Source organism: Citreicoccus inhibens (assembly GCF_019039035.1).
Classification (GTDB): domain Bacteria; phylum Myxococcota; class Myxococcia; order Myxococcales; family Myxococcaceae; genus Citreicoccus; species Citreicoccus inhibens.
Genome location: NZ_JAHNZT010000025.1, coordinates 42,239 through 59,971, shown reverse-complemented (window position 1 = coordinate 59,971; position 17,733 = coordinate 42,239). Strand labels below are relative to the sequence as shown.

Sequence of the window (17,733 nt, the reverse complement as noted above, 5' to 3'; positions counted from 1 at the left end):
GCGCACCGGCCGGTAGAAGAGGCCAGCACCCACGAGGGGGGCTAGCGAGAATCAGCATGTCTTGTCCACAGCCGCGTCCCACCGAGTTTCACCTCCCGCTGCGGGCCGAGTCCTTCGCCATCGAGGAGCACCGCAACGTCCACTGTCGCTTCTACGGGGGCTGCGTGGACGCCGCCGTGCGTGAGGACTGGGAGAGCTTCACCTGCGCCAGGTGCCCCTTGTTCAGCCAGGACAAGGCACCGGGCGCGGACACCTACGCCTTCAACCAGCCGGCGGACTCCGGCCGGCCGTAACCGGCGACTGGCGCCTCGCCCGCTCTCGCAAGGGGAGCCGAGGGACGATGCGCCTCCCGCCGACCGTGAAGAACCTCCTCCCCGGCGCCCCTCGGCGCTGGGGAGGGCCCGGTTGAAAGAGCAGCGCATCACGTCCTGGCTGGAGCTTCAGGAAGCCCTCTTCTCCAACTCCTGGAACGAGCCGCTGGGCCGCTACCGCTCCAGCTTCGTGTTCCGAGGCGTGAAGGACGCGCGGCACGACCTGTCCGCCTCGCTCTACCGCAGCGGCGCCTTCATCCGGCAGGAGCGAGACCTGCTGCGCGCCTTCCGCAAGTACGCGCGCGGCGTGCCCGGCACCGCCCCGCTCTCGTCGCTGTGGGACTGGCTCGCGCTGGCGCAGCACCACGGGCTGCCCACCCGGCTGCTCGACTGGACCTTCAGCCCCTACGTCGCGCTGCACTTCATCACCGAGGACCCCGACTTCTACGAGGTGGACGGCGTGGTGTGGTGCGTGGACTACCGGGTGACGAACCGCCTGCTCCCCCGCCCCCTGCGCCAGCAGCTCCATCAAGAGGGCGCCGAGGTCTTCACCGCCGAGATGCTCGCCGCGGAGGCCGAGGACCTCACCTCGTTCGACCGGCTGGCCCGGCACCCCTTCGTCCTCTTCTTCGAGCCGCCGTCGCTGGACGCGCGCATCGTCAATCAGTTCGCCCTCTTCTCCGTGATGAACGCGCCCGGGCCCAGCCTGGACGAGTTCCTCCAGCACCAGGAGAAGGGCGTGCGGCGGCTCGTCGTCCCGGCGGCCCTCAAGTGGGAGGTGCGGGACAAGCTGGACCAGGCCAACGTCACCGAGCGCGTGCTGTTCCCCGGCCTGGACGGACTGAGCCGCTGGCTGCGCCGCTACTACGGCCCTCGGCCGCGCTAGCGACCGCGCGGGCTACGGCGGCAGCGCCGCGTTCTTCTCGGCCTCGCGCGCGTCACGTTCCTGTCGCGCTTGCTTCCCCAGCACGTGGCCCGCCACGCCGCCGACGATGACCGCGGCGATGAGCCCGAAGAAGATGAGGACGCCCACCAAGGCGGCTCCGATGATGGCCATGCGCTGACCTCCTGGACGCGGCGGCGAATCGCCCCGCGACTCCAACGATGCGTCGGGCGGCGGTGTCCGCAACCCGACACCCCACCGGCCCCGGGGATGAAAGCGTGTTCACTGGCACCGGCCTCCCACATGGACGGGGAAGAGAACACGACACACCTTGAGTCCAGCGGGGGTCTCGTCGGGGGGGCCGCGGACACCCGGGGAGCGAGCGTCGATGCGGTACGCAGGCAGCCGCCAGTCGGGGGGTCCGCGGTCCGGACCCTCGCAGCAGTGGGTTCGCGTGGTCCCTGCGCGCGCCGCGCGGGGCAAGGCCGTGCGAGGGCGCACACGGCCTCGGCGTGGCCTGGAGCCACCCGCGCCGCTGCCTCGGCGCCAAGAGGCGCCCCCCGCCGTGGAGGACGTGGACGTGGCGCTCGACTTCGACGAAGCCATCGCGTCCTGGTAGTTCGGGGCGCATGAGCGCCCCCCGCCCCAACCCGCTGCTGTCGGACCGCGACGTGGACTTCCAGCTCCACGAGGTGCAGGCCGTCTCACGGCTGTTCTCCCTGCCGGACTTCGCGGACCACTCGCGCGACACGGTGTCGCTGTTGCTGGAGAGCACGCGCCGCTTCGCCCGCGCGGAGCTCTATCCCACGTATCGCGCCATGGACGAGGCACCGCCCGTCTTCGAGCACGGCCGCGTGCGCGTGCACCCCGCCCTGCGCGCGCTGTACGCCGGCATGGTGGACCTGGGCCTGCTCACCGCCACGCGCCCGCCCGAGGTGGGCGGACAGCACCTGCCGCTCACCGTGCACGCGGTGGCCAGCGCGTACCTCATGGCCGGCAACCTGAGCGCGTATGGCTATCTGGGCCTCACGCTGGGAGCGGCGCACCTGCTCGAGGTGTTCGGCTCGCCCTGGGTGCGAGACACCTTCATGACGCGCCTGTATCGGGGCGAGTGGACCGGCACCATGGCCCTCACCGAGCCCCAGGCGGGCAGCAGCCTGGCGGACGTGAAGACGCGCGCCACGCCCGCGCCGGATGGCTCGTGGCGCATCCAGGGCTCGAAGATCTTCATCAGCGGCGGGGACCAGGACTTCACCGAGAACGTCGTGCACCTGACGCTGGCGCGCATCGAGGGCGCGGAAGGCGGCACGCGGGGCATCTCGCTCTTCGCGGTGCCGTCGCGCCGGCCCGAGGGCGACGCGCTGGTGCCCAACGACGTGAGCGTGGCGGGCGTCATCCACAAGATTGGCTGGCGCGGCCTGCCCAGCCTCGTCCTCAACTACGGCGAGGCGGGGGACTGCCGCGGCTGGCTGGTGGGGCAGCCCGGGCGCGGGCTGGCGTGCATGTTCCAGATGATGAACGAGGCGCGCATCATGGTGGGCCTCAACGGCGTGGCCACCGCGTCCGTCGCGTACCACGAGGCACTGGCCTACGCGCGCGAGCGTCCGCAAGGACGCCCCGCCTGGGCCAAGGACGCCAGCCGTCCGCAGTCGCCCATCATCGAGCACGCGGACGTGCGGCGCATGCTGCTGCGGCAGAAGGCCATCGTGGAGGGCGGCCTCTCGCTGCTGCTCTCCGCGTCGTATCAGGCGGACCTCGCGGGCCACGCGCCCGACGCGGCGACGCGCGAGCGCGCCAGTCGCCTGTTGGACTTGCTCACCCCCATCGCCAAGACGTTCCCGGCGGAGAAGGGCTTCGAGTCCAACGCGCTCGCCCTGCAGATTCACGGCGGCTATGGCTACTCCAGCGAGTACTCGCCGGAGTCGTGGCTGCGCGACCAGAAGCTCAACAGCATCCACGAGGGCACCACGGGCATCCAGGGCCTCGACCTGTTGGGGCGCAAGGTCATCGCGGGCGAGGGCGCCGCGCTGCGCGCCTTCCAGGAAGAGGTGGACGCCACGGTGGAGCGCGCGCGGGCCGCGGGCGTGGAGGCCGCGTGGTGCGACGCGCTCCGGGGCGCCCTGGACGAGGCCGCCACGCTGACGATGGAGCTGGCGGCGCGGGGACTCGCGGGCGAGGTGGAGGCCATGCTCCGCCACAGCGCGGACTTCCTGGAGCTGTTCAGCGTGCTCGCGGTGGCGTGGCGCTGGTTGGACCAGGCCGCGGCGGCGCGCGAGGGCCTGAAGCGCGGGGCGGACGGGCAGGACTTCTACGAGGGCAAGCTCGCGGCGGCGCAGTACTGGTTCGCGGTGGAGGTGCCCCGCGTGGCGCTCCTCGCGAAGCTGTGCCGGACGGCCGAGGACTCGTACGCCCGCATGCGGCCCGAGTGGTTCTGAGCCGACACCGCATGACCCGGGCGCGCGATTCTCCCACGCGCGCCGCGCCGGTCCGCCACAATGCCGCCCGTGCCAGTCTCCTTCCATCTGTGTCAGCCCGGAGGGGGCGCCTCATGCGGTGCCTGCTGCGGCCTCTACAACTTCCAGGACCACTCCCGCTTCATGCTGGCGGAGCACCTCTCCATCCAGACGGAGCGGCTGCGCCACACGCCCCGAGAGCCCGCCGCCTACCGTGACGCGGCCCAGGAGCTGCTCGCGCGCCGGCCCCAGCAGCCGCTGTTCCCCGCCGTGCGCGTGTGTCCCCTGCTCGGCTTCCTGGACGATGACCGCCGTCAGGTGGGCTGCCTGGGCCATCCCAAGGTGACCGGCGGCGTGGACCTGCGCGACTGCGGCGTGTACCGCGCCGCCATCTGCGAGACCTTCACCTGTCCGTCCTTCGGCTGGCTGACAGATGCCCAGGCGCGGCTGGTCCAGGCCGCGTGCGCGGATTGGTACGTGTATGGCCTGGTCATCACCGACGTGGAGTTCGTGCGCGGCTGCCTGCGCCTCATCGAGTGGGAGCTGGGCGGGCCGGCGCGACCGGAGGCGGTGCTGGCGCGACCGGAAGCCTTGGAGGCCATGCGCCGGCTGCTCGGGCTGAAGGAGACCGCCGCGCGCGAGGACTCCCGCGCCGCCGTGTTCGGCCGCTTCACCCGCGACACCGAGGGCGAGCCCGTGCCGCGCACGCTCGACTACGCGGCCCTGGGCGCGCGCGCCGCCCCCGAGGACGATGTCGTCCTGTGCCTGGGCCACACCCCCACCACCGCCGAGGCCCTGCTCGCCGCGCGGGAACAGGTGCGCACCCGCGTGCGCGCCGTGGCCCGCGCGCTGGAGTCCTGACGGGCTGCACGCCGCTTGCAATCCCCCCAGGCAGCACGCGCGCGTGGGAACGCGAGGGGGACGCGATGGGCAGGAGCTGGGTGCGGTGGGGCATGGCGGGTTTCATCATCCTGGCGCCGGGGTGCCAGGGGCGGTCCTCGCGACACGCGGAGCCACCGCGCGCCGAGATGAGCGCCCCGGGGTCCCCGGGCACCGCCTCGCCCACGCCTCGCGCGAGCGCGGAGGACGCGAAGCCGGTCGCGCCTGGCGCCAGCGCCCCCGAGCAGCCGCCGCTCATCGCGCCTCGGACGCCTCCGCCCGCGGTGGCGTCCGGGGGGCGGGTGATGATTGGCACGGCCGCGGTGCAGGCCCGCGACGACGAGCCCTGGTTCGAGGGCGCGGCCCGAGCGGCGCTGGCCGCCCAGCCCACGCCGGGGTCCACGGCCGAGGTGGTCATCGCCTCCAGCGAGGTGCGCGGGCGCGTGACGCGCAGCGGACATCACGCGCTGCGGGTCCACGACCGGGAGGGCATCACCTACGAACTGGCGTGGGACGCGCGCAGCCGCGTCCTCGACCAAGGCCGCCCGGTGCACCGCCAGCGCCTGGCGCGAGGCATGTCCGTGCGCGCGCGCTTCGTGCTCGTGGGCGACCGCGCCATCGCGCGCGACATCCAGGTCGAGCGCTGAGCGCGGCGCCTGAAGCGCTGAGCGCCCGCTGAAACGACGACACCCGGGCAGCCACGAGGGCCACCCGGGTGTCTGGACTCCATCCGAGGGACGGAGCGGGCGCTGTCAGTACGCGCCCTTCAGCGACACACCCGAGAACGCCGAGTAGCCGCGGACCATCACGTACACCGTACCGGCCGAGGCCTTCGCCGGGATGGTGCAGGACTCGTTGTTGCCCGAGGCGTACGGACGGCAGTCATACGTGGTGGTGGTGGGGGCCGCGCCGTAGCGAACGTACAGGTCCGCGTCGCCCGTGCCGCCCGAGATGGTGAACACCGACTGGACGCTCGCCGGAACCGCCATCGTGTAGTTCACGGTGGAGCCCGAGGCGCCGGACAGGAGCACCGGCACGCCGTTGATCAGCACGTTGAGCGGGGTGGCGCCGTACGTACCGGTCAGCGTCACGCCAGAGTAGGTCGAGTACGCGTTGAGCATCACGTAGTACGTGCCCGCCTGGATGTTGGTGATGGTGCACGTCTCCTCGTTGCCGGAGGCGTACGGACGGCAGTCATACGTGGAGGCATCCGGCGCGGAGCCGAAGCGCACGTACAGGTCCGCGTCACCCGAGCCACCGGTGATGGTGAACTTCAGGCTCGTCTGACCCGCGGGGACCACCAGGCTGTAGAACTTGTTGTTGCCCGTGCTGTCCGACGCCGCCATGCCCACGCCGTTGGTCAGCGGGACGGTCACGGGAGGCACCACGACCCCGCCCACGCCCACCGCTTCCCACGCGGCCTTCACGGCATCCTGCGTGGCCTGGTCATAGCCCAGGTCCGCGGCGGCCTGGATGGTCCAGGTCTTCGCCTGGAGGTACGTCGTGCTCGCCGAGTACAGGTCCGTGTTGGCCTTGTACCAGATGGCGCCGGCCTTCTGGACGCCGATGCCCGGCACCACGATGGTGGAGCGGCCGCGCGGGTGCGTGCCACCCGTGGAGAGCAGCGCGAACGCCAGGTTGGGAACGCCCGAGCTGTAGTGCACGTCGGTGCTGGACGTGTAGTCGGAGGCGTAGTCGATGGACGCGCCGTCCTTCTTCGGGTCGTTCATGTAGCGGAGCGCGTCGCCCGGCGTGGCGGGCGTCCAGATGTCCTCGCCGACCATCCACACGTCCGCGTTGGTGCTCCACGTGCCCGACTGCCAGCTCTCACAGTAGGCGCCGAACGTGTCGGACATGGCCTCGTTGAGGCCACCGGACTGACCGGAGTACGTGAGGTTGGACTCGTTCTCCGTCACGGCGTGCGTCAGCTCGTGCACGGTGACGTCGCCGTCCTTGCCCAGCGGGCCGGAGTTCACGCCGTCGCCATCGCCGTACACCATCTGGGTGCCGTCCCAGTACGCGTTCACGTAGCCGGAGTCGTAGTGCACCGTGCTGACGAACGTGTGGCCCAGGCCGTCGTACGAGTCGCGGTTGAAGTTCGTCTTGTAGCAGTTGTACGTGTAGCCCAGCATGTCGTAGTTCGCGTCCACGACCGCGTCGCCGGTGGCCGCCTGGCCCTCGCTGCGCTTGAGCGTACCGGGCTGCACGACCTTGTTGCCGGCCGAGTACACCTGGCGGTTCAGCGCGGTGTGGATCTCCGGAACGCGCATCAGCGTGGAGGAGTCCAGCGCGCTCACGTACACGCGGTCACGCAGGGGCATGCCGTCGCCCTGGCCCACGACCTTCACTTCCCACGCGAGGTTGAGCTTGCCCGCCTCGCTGCGCACGTACACCAGGCGGGGCTCGCCCTTCACGGACAGGTTCGTGCCCGCCGTGGCGCGCAGCGCGGCGGCGGAAGCGCCACCGACGGCAACGCGCGGCTGCGACGACACCTTCTCGCCGTCACGCGCCGAGCCGTTCGCCATGTACACCGTGCCATCCGCGCGAACGTGGACGATGAGGTCGCCGCCGATGACCTCCAGGCCGTCCTTCGTCTGCTGATAGCGCAGGTGCTGGTTGCCCTGGGCATCCGTGTGCGACTTGCGGAACACCATGTCCTGCGCGCGCAGCCGGAAGGCCGGCGCCACCATCGACACCACGGGGGCCGCGGCCTGGCCCACCGACAGCACCGACAGCGTCCGCTCCACGCGGCCCAGCTCGCCCCGGATGGTGTCCGGGATGCCGTCCGGGTGCACACCCAGCACCTGAGCGCCACCGAGCGCCTCCAAGGTCGACTGGATGTCCTGGCCCGCCTTCTCCTGCGACGGAGCCTGAGGAACCTGGGTCTCGTTACCACCACCGGTCTGGTCCGCGGCACCGCAGGCCGCGAGGGAAACTCCCAGCCAAGCCGCGCCAAACGTCTTCAAAACTCGATGAGCCAACGCAATACCTCCGTGAAGAACGGCCCCCAAGTCCTGACACACCTGAAAACAGTAGATCAACTGATTTTTAGACAAAGTCGATTTAAACACTCTCTCCTACATTGCGCGAATCATGACACTTTCTCGAATTGCTCGTTTTGGCGACATTCCTGTGAAGTGTTTCAGGTGATTTCCAGTGGACGTGAAGCCCGGCGGGCGGATGTATCTGCTGTCACATGGCACACAGGGACTGCGCGCGGGACGGTCTGGGTTGATGCAAGGAATGACAGCGACACGACGCATCAGGCGCGCTCCGGGCACGTGGATGTCCCTGCTGGGACTGCTGTCCGCGCTCGGGGCGTGCGCCCCGCGACACGAAGTGGCGCTGCCCTCCGTGCCACCGCCGCCGTTGCTCACCGCCGCGCAGGTGGCGGGTCTGATTCCCAGCACCGTGAAGGACCGCGAGGGTTGGGCCGCGGATGTCCTCGCGGCGCTGGAAACCGAGGCGCTCCCGCCATCACCTCCGGCCATCTGTTCGGTCCTGGCCATCATCGAGCAGGAGTCAGGCTTTCAGGCGGATCCCGCGGTGCCGGGACTCGCGAAGCTGGTGCGCCAGCGCCTGGAGACGGAAGCCGGCAGGTTGGGCCCGCTGGGCAAGCGGCTGCTCGCGGAGGTGCTGGCCGCGAGGGCTCCGGGGCAGACGCGCACGTTCGACGCGCGGCTGAGCACGCTGCGCACGGAGCGGGACTTGGATCGCCTCTTCCGGGACATGCTCGCGTATGGAGAGCAGACATATCCGAAGACGTTCGCGGCGGCGGACCTGGCCAGCAGCCTCTTGCGCGCGCAGAAACTGGAGGACCTCAACCCCATCACCACCGCGGGCGCCATGCAGGTGAGCGTGCAGTACGCGCAGGAGAAGGCAGGAGAGGACGCGGATCCCGTGGCGGTCCGCGAGTCGCTCTACACGCGCGCGGGCGGCGTGCGCTATGGCACCGCGCGACTGCTGGGCTTCGAGGCCGCGTACCCGGAGCCCGTCTTCCGCTTCGCGGACTACAACGCGGGCGTCTATGCCTCGCGCAACGCGGCGCTCCAATCCCAGGTCAGCCAGCTCACCGGGATCTCGCTCGCGGCCGATGGCGACCTCCAGCTCTATGACAAACAAGGCGAGCCACGCAGCGAGGACAGCCAGAGCCTGCGCGCCCTGCTCGTCTTCCGACAGCGATTCGCGCCGGACCTCTCCGAACGACAGGTGCGCCGCGACGTGCGCACGGAGAAGACGCTGGACCTCGAGGCCACCGACACGTGGCGGGCGGTGAAGCGCGCGGCGGCGCGGCGGACCGGAGAGACGCCCGCCTACGCCCAGCTCCCCGAGGTGACGCTGAAGAGCCCCAAGCTGCGCACCGAGCGCACCACCGCGTGGTTCGCGCGCTCGGTGGACACCCGCTACCAGAAGTGCCTGGCCCGCTACCACGCGCGGGAGCGGGCCGGCCCCCCTTGAATCCAGACGCCTACGGCGTGGTGAAGCTGGCGCTGAACGTGTCCGCCGTGAAGATGGGCAACAGCTCCCCTGAGACGTTCGGCGAGCGCCACGGCTCATAGTGGGGCGAGCCATCCGCGGTCAGCTTCACGAAGTACAGGCTGCCCGGCTCCAGCACGTTGGGCGGCAGGCGGAACTGGGTGACCGAGCCCGGAACGACGACGCGCAGACGCGCCTGCGGGTAGTCCGTACCGGACAGCTTGTAGAAGGCCGCGCGGTAGGCCGTGGGCGTACCGAGCACAGGAGGAAGCCACGAGAGCACTGGACTCGTGGCACCCACGGCGCGAGGCAGGTACGCGCTCACGCCGTCGATGGTCAGCTCGCGCGGCGGCGAGATGCGCGGCACCACGGGCCCCGCGATGAAGTTGTCCAGGGTGTCGACGACGGTCAGGGTGCCACTCGGATAATACGGCTGCCCCGAGCCCTCGAGGATGACGGGCGTCGGCGTCCGGAACGAATAGGTGCTGGAGCCGATGACGCCCCAACTCGATGGATAGGGATTGCCGTAGGACAACCGGCGCGCCACGCTCCACGACGCCCCGCGCGGCATCGTCAGGCTCATCAGCTCGCCGGAGTAGCCTACCCAGCCATCCTGAAGGCCGTGCACCACGGGATAGACGCTGAGGTACGGCGTGGACGCCACGGCCTGCGGGTTCACCGCCGAGGCCCACTGGGTGAACTCGGGCAGGCGCCACTCGAGGGAGAAGGCGCTCTGGGGAACCGGCTGCATCACCCCCGTCACCGGCATGGGCGTGGTGCCATCCGGCGTGAACGAGAAGGCCCCCATCCGCACGCTGCTCACCACGGACGTGTACGCGAGCGGTCCACCGTCCGGCAGGGTCCCGGCATCGAGCGTGTTGAGTTGATTGACATACAGCCGGTCGCCCTTGTCGGCGTCCAAGATCGGCAGCGTGTAGCCCGTGTTGCTGAAGATGTGGCCGTCGCGGCTGAGGACAAACGTCTGGCCCGCGGGCGGCGTGTCCATGCCGAAGTCGGAGGGGGCATACAGGTCCACGTCGCCCGAGGTGAGCTGCACCGAGGTGCCCGGCGCGTTGCTTGAGCGGTAGTCCTGCCACGGCTCCAGGTTGACCAGGTTCACCTGGGCCGGCGCGTCGCCGAACGCGGAGTAGACCGCGTCCGAGCGCCCCACCCGGTTCACACCCAGGTCCACGTGCGTGGCGTCTCCCAGGAGGTAGAGGCTCCCCGCGCGCAGGTAGTGCGCGCCCGATGGCACGCCGGTGAAGCGCACGCCCCCACCCTCCACCGCCGTGCCCGACATGCGGGTGAAGCCCACGCCCTCCGGGATGAGCAACTCCACCGACTCGGGCACCACGGTCTCCTGCCGCAGGGCCACGCCCACCGCGGTGTGGAAGCGCGTGGTGCGAGTCACCAGCACCGTGCCCCCCTCGGGCACCCCCGCGTCCACGTCCCCGCAGCCGGGCAACAGCGGCACCCCCTCCACCTGCGCGGGACTCCCATCCGCGTTCAGCGTGGCCTCTCCACCCGTGGGCCCACCCTCCAGCCCCGGCTCACCTTCCGCGCAGCCCAGCCACGCGGCGCACAGCGACACCACCCCCCACGACAACCGACGCAACGACATGCAACCTCCCGGAAAGGAAGAACACGCCTCGCGGGTCCTTACGACCCCACGAAGCTCGCGAGCAAAGACGTCCTCGCGAGCCTTTCCTGAGATGCAAAGTGAACAGTCCTCCAGATGGACATGGAGGACTGTTCAAGACCTAACGGGCCGGAGCCGGGGCGAAGCGCTTGTCGGAGAGCTTCATCTCGGTGACGGGGCCGTACTTGCGCGCCAGTTCGCGGATGTCGGCGGCCTTGCCCACCAGGACGAAGGTGAGGTTCTCCGGCGCGGGCAGCACGCGCTGGAGGACCGTGCGCACGCCGTCGCGGGTGGAGGCGGAGATGGCGGCGGCGAAATCATCCACGTCGCCATGGTCGAGCCCATAGAACGACAGCTCGGCCAGCTTGGTGGCCACGGCGAGCCCCATCTCCAGCTTGGGTGGGAACTGCCCCAGCACATACGACTGGGCGGACGCGAGCGTGGCGTCATCCATGCCCGTCTGGCGATAGCGCGCGAGGATGTCCAGGGCCAGGTCGATGGCGCGGCCCGTCGTCTCCGTCTTCGTGTACGAGGAGATGACCAGCGGCCCCGGCTGCGTGCCCGGGAACGAGATGGACCGGGCGCCATACGTGAGGCCGGTCTTCACGCGCAGCTCGCTGTTGAGCAGCGAGGTGAAGCGCCCGCCCAGCACCGTGTTCCCCAACTCCAGCGCGACGCGGTCTTTGTCCGTGCGGGAGATGCCCGTGTTGCCAATCCAGAAGTACGTCTGCGTGGCGTCTGGCTTGTCCACCAGCAGCACGCGGCGCCCCTGCGTGGGCGTCGTGGCCGCCACCGTGGGCGCCGGCTGTCCCGCGCGTGCCCAGCCCCCGAGCGCGGCCTCCAGCTTCGCGGCGAGCGCGCGCGCGTCGAAGTCACCCACCACGGAGAGCACCAGCCGGTCCGCGCCCAGGTGAGCCCGAGCCCACCCCTGCACATCCTCGCGGGTGAGCGCGGCCAGCGACGCCTCCGAGCCTCCCACCGGATTGCCATACGGATGCCCCGCGAAGTGGAAGGCATTGAAGTAGGTGCCCACCACGTTGCGCAGGTCGCCGTCCTTGTTGGAGGCAATCTCAGACACCATGCGCTCGCGCGTCTTCTCCAGCTCCTTCGCGTCGAAGCGCGGCTTGGTGAGCAGGTCCGTGAGCAGCTCCACCATCAAGCCGGTGTCGCGCGCGAGGAACTCACCCGAGAGGATGACCGCCTCGCGGCCGGAGACGACCTCCATCTGACCGCCCACGCCCTCCATCGCCTCGGCGAACTGGCGAGCGTCGCGCCCGCCAGCGCCCTTCTGGAGCAGCTCGGCGGTGAGCGCGGACAGGCCCTCCTTGCCGGCCGGATCGCTGATGGCGCCACCCTTCAGCCACGCGCTGAAGGACACGAGCGGCAGCTCGCGCCGCTCCACGAGGATGAGCTTCGCGCCGTTCTTCAGCGTGACGGTGGTGGCCTGGGGCAGCTTCACGCCCGAGCGGGCCGCGGGCGTGGCCGCCGTGGGAGCGGCGGGGGCCATGGCCCAGGTGGGCAGCGCGCCGAGCAGCAGCGCGGCGAGGACGGGCTTCAAGCAAGTCGAGGAGTTCATCGCGCGGCGTCCTTCGCGGCCGGGGTGGAGGCTTCCTGCGTATCGGTGGGCACCAGCCAGCCCACGGTGCGGCGCTGCGAGTCGAAGATGCGCGCGGCCACCTTCTTCACCTGCTCGCGCGTCACCTTCTCGTAGCGCGCGGGCGTGTCGAAGAGCAGGCGGTAGTCACCTCGGAACGTCTCGGTGGCGCCCAACTCGCGGGCGCGGCCGTCGTTGGTCTCCAGGCCGCGCCAGAAGGTGGCCAGGGCGATGTTGCGCGCCTTGCGCAGCTCGGCGTCCGTGACGCCCTCACGCGCCACGCGCGCCAGCTCCTCGGTGGCGAGCGCCTCCGCCCGCGCCAGGTCGCCACCGGGCGGCACGTCCACCAGCAGCCACACCAGCGACGGGTCGAACCCGCCGGAGAACGAACCACGCACGCGAATGGCCGCGCGCTCCTCCTCCACCAGTCGCCGATGCAGGCGCGACGAGTCCCCCTCCGAGAGGATGCGCACGAGCAGGTCGAGCGCCTCCGAGTCCGCGTCCTTGGCCGCGAGCCCGTGATACGCGAGCTGGAGCAGCGGAGACTGGGCGAACTTCTTCACCACCACGCGGCGCTCGCCCTGCTGCTCGGGCTCCTGGGTGCGCACGGGCTCGGGCGCGGGCTGCGCGGGGATGGGCTCCAGCGTCTTCTCGATGAGGGCGAAGATTTGCTGGGGCTGCACGTCGCCCGCGATGACGAGCGTGGCGTTGTTGGGGGCGTAGTACGTCTTGAAGTACCGCTGGAGGTCCTCGATGCGCCAGGACTCGATGTCCGAGGGCCAGCCGATGACCGGAATCTGGTACGGGTGCGCGACGAAGGCCGTGGCCTGCACCTGCTCCATCAGCGAGCCCGTGTTGTCGTTGTCCACGGAGGAGCGCCGCTCGGAGTAGACGACGCCGCGCTCGGACTCGATGACCTGCGGATCGAACGCGAGGTTCTGCAGCCGGTCCGCCTCCAGGTCGAGGATGACGGGCAGCGCCGAGACCGGGAACCAGTCCTGGTAGACCGTCACGTCCTCGGAGGTGAAGGCGTTATTCGCGCCGCCGTTGGCCTCCATCACGCGGTCGAACTCACCCGGGCCGTACTTCTTCGCGCCGTTGAACATCATGTGCTCGAAGAAGTGAGACAAGCCGGTGATGCCGGGGCGCTCGTTGCGGCTGCCCACGCGGAACCAGTTGTTCAGCGCGGCATTGGGGATGTCGTGGTGCGGCCAGACGATGACCTTGAGGCCGTTCTTGAAGGTGCGGGCCTCGACGCCGGCCCCGAGCTTGGGGGTAGCGGAGGCCGAGGGAGGCCGGGGGGCAACCCGGCCTGACTGGGCGCTGGCGGCGGGCGCGGCCAGCAACGACAGGCACGCGGACCACAACAACGGCTGACGGAACATCCTTGCTCCTGAGCAGGGGACGAGGCCCGCGAACGGGCGAGGTCGCACGATATTCCAGAACCCGCCTGGTCCCCTGCCCTCCCACGCGGCGTCACCCCCGCGCGGTGTCACCACTGAAGCGCAGGAGCGCCAGGAGCTGCTCCGACGACAGCGCCGCGCCGCCATCCGCCTCGGACAGCAGGCTGTCCGCGAGATCTCTCTTCTCCGCGTGGAGGGCGAGGATGGCCTCCTCGATGGTCCCCTCCGAGACGAACCGGCACACCGTGACAGGCCGGGTCTGACCGATGCGGTGCGCCCGGTCCGTCGCCTGGTCCTCCACCGCGGGGTTCCACCACGGGTCCAGGTGGAGGACGTGGTCCGCGCCCGTGAGGTTGAGCCCGGTGCCGCCCGCCTTCAGCGAGATGAGGAACAGCTCGCCCTCTCCGCGCTGGAACGCGTCCACGCGCGCCTGTCGCTCCGCGGGCGGTGTCTGTCCATCCAGGTACAGCACGGACAAACCGCGCGACAGCAAGGCCTCCCGCACGAGCGAGAGGTGACGCACGAACTGGCTGAACACGAGCGCCCGGCCGCCCTCCGCGCGCAGGGCCTCCACGTGCTCCAGCACCCGCTCCAGCTTGGCGGAAGACAACCCTGACTCACCGTCCACCAGGCGCGGATGACACGCCGCGAGTCGCAGCCGCGTGAGCGCGGCGAGCAGCTCGAACCGCTTGTCCTGCCCGGGCGTCTCCACGCCCATGCGCGCCAGCGCGGCCAATCGGGTGTCTTCGTAGAGCCGCCGCTCCGCGTCCGACAACGTCACCGGGACCACGCTCTCCACGCGAGGAGGAAGCTCGCGCGCCACCTGCGCCTTGGTGCGACGCAGCAGGAACGGACGCACCACGCGCGCGAGCGACGCGCGCACCTCGGCGTCTCGGTCGCGCTCGATGGGCTGAGCGAAGCGCTCGCGGAAGGACTCGCGTCCGCCCAGGAGCCCCGGGAAGAGGAAGTGGAAGAGGCTCCACAGCTCGGCCAGCCGGTTCTCCACGGGCGTTCCGGAGAGCGCCACGCGCGCCTGGGCCTTCACGGCTCGCACCGCGCGGGCGCGCACGGTGTCTGGGTTCTTGATGGCCTGGGCCTCGTCCACCACCAGCGTGGCGAACGTCCGCGACGACAGCCGCTCCCCATCGCGCGCCAACAGGCCGTAGCTCATCACGAGCACGTCCTTGCGTCCGAGCTGCGCGGGCAGCGTGTCGCGGTCCGCCTCGTGCCAGACGTGCAAGCGCAAGGACGGAGCGAAGCGCGCGGCCTCCCGCACCCAGTTGCCACACACGGACGTGGGCGCCACCACGAGCGCGGGGCCTTCGCTCGCGCGATGCAGCAGCAGCGCCAGCGTCTGAAGCGTCTTGCCCAGGCCCATGTCATCCGCGAGGCACGCGCCCGCGCCCCACTCCGCGTGCCGCGCCAGCCAGACGAAGCCCTCGCGCTGGTAGTCGCGCAGCTCGGCCTTGAGCCCTCGGGGCACGGATACCTTGAGGTCACGGGCTTCGCGGATGCGCGCGGCCAGCGTGCGCCACTCGGCGGGGGCCTTCACGCTCGCGCCCGCCTCCGCGAGCGCATCGAGCACGGGAGCCGCCGCCGCGCTCACCTCCACGCCCTGCCGCGTCGGCTGCGCATGGTCGGACAAGGGCAGGAGCCGCTCGCGCAGGGCCTCCGTCAAACGCAACCATCGCCCCGGGCCCAGCGGCACGTAGCGCTGACGGCGTCGCAGCGCATCCAGCAGGAGCGCCAACTCCACGCGCTCCCCCTCGAGCTGCACCCCACCCTTCACGCCGAACCAGTCGTTCTGGCGCACCACCTCCACCCGCAGCTTCGAGGCATCGGGCGAGCGCACCACCGACCACGCCTGCTCCTCCCAATCGACGCGCACCGAGCCCGCGTCGGCCAGCGGCTCCAACGACTCCAGCAGCGTCAGCGCGGCCTCGGTGTCGTCGCGATGAAAGACATACTCCCCCGCGGTCAATCCCAGACGTCCGAGGAGGTCATCGGCGCGCTCACGCTCGGGCTCGAACGCGCGGCGCACCATGACGCGCTGGCGCGCGCGCAATCCTCGCACCACCTCGGGCCCCGCGCCGGGCGGCTGCGGCGAAGCCTCCGGGAGCGGTTGGACATACAGCCCGCCGGACAGCCCCGCCTCACCCGAGGGCCGCAGTCGGACAATCAGCGCGGCCGACCCCTCGACCTCGCGGGCCTCCAGCGACGCGGGCAGCGACAGCGCGAAACGCGCCTCCAGTCCGGAGAGGCGCTCCAGCAGCGCCTCACGCGCGGTGCTGGGCAGGCGCGCGCCCTGGGTGCGCAGCGTGTCGAGCAACGGCCGCGCCTCGGGAGGCACGGACACGAGCGTGAGGCGGGGCAGCTCCGGCTCCATGAGCAGCCACGGCTGCGGCCAGGTGGAGTCTTCGGGGGCGGCCTGCAAGGCGTCGATTCCGACGACCGTGCCCTCGATGGCGGGGCGCAGCCGGAGCGTGCCCTCGGCGTCCTCCACGGCGAAGCCCAGCGGGGCCTCGCGCACTCGCAGCGGGGCCTCCGGTTCTTCCGCCCAGCGGAGGCGAGGATTGCGCGCGAGCAGCCGCAGCGCCTGGAGATAGAAGCCGTGCACGGGGTGCGCGGCGTCATGGAAGCGCGCGGACATCGAGGCGGCGGCCTGGATGAGCGCGAGCGCCTCCGCCTCTCCGGGTCCGGTGAGCACGGCCCGCGCCTCGTCGACCTCTCGCAAGCCCAGGAGCGCGCCCGCGGACATCCCGCCCTTCTTCAGCGGGCGGTGCACATAGACCCTGATGCGCAGGGGGACGCGATCCGCGCCGCCCTCGACTCGAAACGAGACATCGAGCGCGCGAGTTCCCGGCGCATGCGCGGTCACCGCCACGGCGGTCCGCTCCAACGCGGTCCACAGCTCATCACCCGCTACCACGAAGAGCAGCTCGGCCAATCGGGCGTTGCTCTCCGCGGCCTTCGGGTCAGAGAGCTGGTCCAACACGGCGTCCATGGCAGACAGCGCGTGGACACAGGCCGGCTCGGCGACGCCAGGAGAGCAAGGACACGCGAGCCCCGCGCGACCGTCGAGCAGCCCCACCGGATTCACCTCCACGAAGCCCGGCAGGTCCACGCCATGACTGGGAAGGCCACTCGACCAGGCCACCAGCTCGGGCTCGGAGATGCACAGCCGGACGGGCCGGTCCTGGAGCACGACCGAGAGACGCGGACCGTGGACGCGCGGCATGGCCTGCGCGCGCACCCGCTCCCGAGCAAGCTGGAGCGCCTGCACCAGAGGGAGCAGCCGCGCGTCCGTGGGTGGAGCGCGAGGAGCGCCCGTGGCCTCCCGCTCCAAACCGAGCCGCACGCGCTCGGCCTCGGCGTCGAGCCAATCCCAAGCGGCCTGGGTGATTGGCGGGAGGTTGTGCTCCACGAAGTACCGGCTGGAGAGCTTCCCCAGCAGCGGTGTCACCACCTTGTCCTCACCGAAGAAATGGGTGAGGTGCCGACTGAACGAGGGAGGCAGGTGCGGCGCCACCACCGAGAGCCGCAGCGAAGCGGCGCGAGACAGGTGCCGCGCCTCCAGCCACGCCGTCAACGACTCCGCATCCGACGGCCGCTCCGATGACGGGGCGGCGCGAGCGTGCCGTTGCAACCAGAGCAGGGCCAGGACACCGGCGTGAACACAGCTCCCTTCCGCGAGATAGTCCTCGCACTGACACTCGAAGACGAGCCCCAGGTCATCGCTCGAGACGACGGTCTGGAGCGGCGGGCGCCCCGCGACGCGGAACTGCCCCTGGATGCGATGGGCCGTCGCCGCCCAAGCGACCGAGGGATAGCTCGACAGGTACAGCTCCGCGGTCGAGAGCCGCGCCGGGCCCAGCATCTCGACCAGCACCTCACGGGTGAGCCAGGTCGAGACGGAGGATGACGTGCGAGCTGGCGAACGCGGAGACATGGGCGCAGGGAGACACGACTCGGCGGGTTGCCGCAATCAGGAACAGAAGGGTGGTGTCTCTTGCGCGAACCCACGGCGAGTCGCCGTGCATCCATCGCGGGAAACTGGAGCCAAAGCGGTCGTCGCGTCGCCGGGCCGTCACGCCC

Annotated in this window: 13 protein-coding genes; 7 read left to right on the top strand and 6 right to left on the bottom strand. The window is 70.8% G+C overall.

The features are described from left to right. Nucleotides 1–56: 56 nt before the first annotated feature. Nucleotides 57–293, top strand: coding sequence for a hypothetical protein (locus KRR26_RS24925; protein WP_120204540.1), 237 nt, complete (start codon nt 57–59; stop codon nt 291–293). A 112-nt stretch (nt 294–405) separates the two neighbouring features. After that, on the top strand, nt 406–1,197 hold the full coding sequence (locus tag KRR26_RS24920) for an FRG domain-containing protein (protein WP_120204538.1): 792 nt from the start codon (nt 406–408) through the stop codon (nt 1,195–1,197). Between the two features lie 12 nt (nt 1,198–1,209). Here the strand turns inward: KRR26_RS24920 and KRR26_RS24915 are convergent, their stop codons facing one another. Next, complete coding sequence (locus KRR26_RS24915) at nt 1,210–1,368, bottom strand: hypothetical protein (protein ID WP_158611423.1); 159 nt, start codon at nt 1,366–1,368, stop codon at nt 1,210–1,212. A gap of 280 nt (nt 1,369–1,648) precedes the next feature. Here KRR26_RS24915 and KRR26_RS24910 point away from each other — a divergent pair, with 280 nt between their 5' ends. The 4 genes from KRR26_RS24910 to KRR26_RS24895 all read left to right on the top strand — a co-directional run bounded on the left by KRR26_RS24910 (nt 1,649) and on the right by KRR26_RS24895 (nt 5,173). After that, nucleotides 1,649–1,813, top strand: coding sequence for a hypothetical protein (locus KRR26_RS24910; protein WP_158611422.1), 165 nt, complete (start codon nt 1,649–1,651; stop codon nt 1,811–1,813). A gap of 10 nt (nt 1,814–1,823) precedes the next feature. After that, entirely contained in the window at nt 1,824–3,629 is a 1,806-nt protein-coding gene (locus tag KRR26_RS24905) for an acyl-CoA dehydrogenase (protein WP_217081038.1), read from the top strand. A gap of 69 nt (nt 3,630–3,698) precedes the next feature. Beyond that, entirely contained in the window at nt 3,699–4,508 is an 810-nt protein-coding gene (locus tag KRR26_RS24900; protein WP_158611421.1) for a hypothetical protein, read from the top strand. A gap of 167 nt (nt 4,509–4,675) precedes the next feature. Then, complete coding sequence (locus KRR26_RS24895) at nt 4,676–5,173, top strand: hypothetical protein (RefSeq protein WP_233576781.1); 498 nt, start codon at nt 4,676–4,678, stop codon at nt 5,171–5,173. Nucleotides 5,174–5,278: 105 nt separating this feature from the next. Here the strand turns inward: KRR26_RS24895 and KRR26_RS24890 are convergent, their stop codons facing one another. Continuing rightward, complete coding sequence (locus tag KRR26_RS24890; RefSeq protein ID WP_217081037.1) at nt 5,279–7,507, bottom strand: M4 family metallopeptidase; 2,229 nt, start codon at nt 7,505–7,507, stop codon at nt 5,279–5,281. A 304-nt stretch (nt 7,508–7,811) separates the two neighbouring features. Here KRR26_RS24890 and KRR26_RS24885 point away from each other — a divergent pair, with 304 nt between their 5' ends. Beyond that, nucleotides 7,812–8,984, top strand: a complete 1,173-nt coding sequence (locus KRR26_RS24885) for a DUF1615 family protein (RefSeq protein WP_236069162.1) — start codon at nt 7,812–7,814, stop codon at nt 8,982–8,984. Between the two features lie 10 nt (nt 8,985–8,994). Here KRR26_RS24885 and KRR26_RS24880 read toward each other — a convergent pair whose 3' ends face one another. The 4 genes from KRR26_RS24880 to KRR26_RS24865 form a co-directional block, all read right to left on the bottom strand. Further along, nucleotides 8,995–10,623 carry a fibronectin type III domain-containing protein gene (locus tag KRR26_RS24880; RefSeq protein ID WP_120204526.1) on the bottom strand — a complete coding sequence of 543 codons (1,629 nt, stop codon included), beginning with the start codon at nt 10,621–10,623 and terminating at the stop codon, nt 8,995–8,997. Nucleotides 10,624–10,762: 139 nt separating this feature from the next. Next, a complete protein-coding gene (locus KRR26_RS24875; RefSeq protein ID WP_217081035.1) occupies nt 10,763–12,217 on the bottom strand; it encodes a M16 family metallopeptidase in 1,455 nt (484 codons plus the stop codon). Next, entirely contained in the window at nt 12,214–13,620 is a 1,407-nt protein-coding gene (locus tag KRR26_RS24870; RefSeq protein WP_120204522.1) for a M16 family metallopeptidase, read from the bottom strand. Before KRR26_RS24870 ends, KRR26_RS24875 begins: the two co-directional genes overlap by 4 nt. A gap of 91 nt (nt 13,621–13,711) precedes the next feature. After that, entirely contained in the window at nt 13,712–17,587 is a 3,876-nt protein-coding gene (locus KRR26_RS24865; RefSeq protein WP_217081034.1) for a DEAD/DEAH box helicase, read from the bottom strand. Nucleotides 17,588–17,733 lie beyond the last annotated feature (146 nt).

Bases quoted from the DNA above. Each gene is read 5' to 3' on its own strand.
- KRR26_RS24925 (WP_120204540.1), top strand. From the start codon at position 57: ATGTCTTGTCCACAGCCGCGTCCCACCGAGTTTCACCTCCCGCTGCGG.
- KRR26_RS24915 (WP_158611423.1), bottom strand. From the start codon at position 1,368: ATGGCCATCATCGGAGCCGCCTTGGTGGGCGTCCTCATCTTCTTCGGG.
- KRR26_RS24905 (WP_217081038.1), top strand. From the start codon at position 1,824: ATGAGCGCCCCCCGCCCCAACCCGCTGCTGTCGGACCGCGACGTGGAC.
- KRR26_RS24895 (WP_233576781.1), top strand. From the start codon at position 4,676: ATGAGCGCCCCGGGGTCCCCGGGCACCGCCTCGCCCACGCCTCGCGCG.
- KRR26_RS24885 (WP_236069162.1), top strand. From the start codon at position 7,812: ATGTCCCTGCTGGGACTGCTGTCCGCGCTCGGGGCGTGCGCCCCGCGA.
- KRR26_RS24880 (WP_120204526.1), bottom strand. From the start codon at position 10,623: ATGTCGTTGCGTCGGTTGTCGTGGGGGGTGGTGTCGCTGTGCGCCGCG.
- KRR26_RS24875 (WP_217081035.1), bottom strand. From the start codon at position 12,217: ATGAACTCCTCGACTTGCTTGAAGCCCGTCCTCGCCGCGCTGCTGCTC.
- KRR26_RS24870 (WP_120204522.1), bottom strand. From the start codon at position 13,620: ATGTTCCGTCAGCCGTTGTTGTGGTCCGCGTGCCTGTCGTTGCTGGCC.
- KRR26_RS24865 (WP_217081034.1), bottom strand. From the start codon at position 17,587: ATGTCTCCGCGTTCGCCAGCTCGCACGTCATCCTCCGTCTCGACCTGG.